General features: G+C 36.5%; 1 protein-coding gene. It reads right to left on the minus strand.

Going from position 1 to position 589, the window contains the following annotated elements:
• Positions 1 to 589, minus strand: a 589-nt coding sequence (locus QMG30_RS24805; protein ID WP_281819912.1) for a condensation domain-containing protein, incomplete at both ends; no start/stop codon positions are given.

Raw genomic sequence — 589 nt, forward strand, 5'->3', positions numbered from 1 at the left:
TTCTTCAAATATGTCTTGAATGTAATCCCATACAATGCTTAATTGTCCATTGCGTTGTGCTACCTGATTGTCTAAGTATACTTGTGATGTCTGGGTTATTCCTTGGAATTCTTCCATTATTGGTTCATATGCTATTTCTTCATTTTCGTTTTCATATTGATAGTTATCTCCTACGTCGGTAAATACTATCGGTGTTATTACCTGATTTATCATGTTGTTTTCTTTTGCCAGGTCTCTGATGAATTCTACTCCATCATAATGCCTGTGTTCCAATGCACTTAGTATTTTTTCCTGTACCCCTTTTACTTGGTCTATGAAGTTCTTTTCTTTCAGGTCACAGTCTATGAGTATGACGGATGTGAAGTCTCCTATGATATTGTTCACGTCTTCATGAAATGGTAGTCGGTTAAATACTGTCAGGTTTATTGCGAATCTCCTTTGATTGCTCCAATGTTTCAAGACCTTCCCGTAGGCTGTGCATAGTAGTGCTGCCATGGTCACTCCATTTTCTGCCGCATATTTTTTCAGTTGTTTCAATTCTTCTTCCACGAATAGTTTATGTTTTCTTGAAAAACTTGTTTTTTCTACT

Origin of the sequence: Vallitalea longa (genome assembly GCF_027923465.1) — a bacterium.
Classification (GTDB): Bacteria; Bacillota; Clostridia; order Lachnospirales; family Vallitaleaceae; genus Vallitalea; species Vallitalea longa.